This window comes from Methylobacterium sp. D48H, from assembly GCF_053345715.1.
In genome coordinates, this window is record NZ_JBKFAP010000222.1 from 1 (window position 1) to 280 (window position 280).

At 71.4% G+C, this 280-nt stretch carries 1 protein-coding gene; it reads left to right on the forward strand.

All coding sequences use genetic code 11. From position 1 onward, the window contains the following. Positions 1–87: 87 nt before the first annotated feature. The coding region (locus tag ACLBX8_RS32220) for a hypothetical protein (RefSeq protein ID WP_447716477.1) at positions 88–280 on the forward strand (193 nt) is incomplete at its 3' end.

The window sequence follows — 280 nt, forward strand, 5'->3', positions numbered from 1 at the left end:
CGTGCCCGACTTCGTCTCGGCGGCGCTGCAGCCCTACCGCGCGGTGGTGCCGCCGTGCTGACCGGGATCCAGGTTGCGGAGACTCGGGTGGTCGCCCGGTTCGACCGGATGCCCGACGCCGTCCGCGCCGAGATGGTGAAGGCGGTCCAGGTCGAGCGGCTGGTGTTGGAGGCGCTGATCAAGCGCAAGCCCTCCGGCGAGGTGCTGAACGTGGTCACCGGCCGCCTGCGCCGCTCGATTGTCTCGGATGTCGGGCAGAGCGGCGATGCCGTGACCGGCT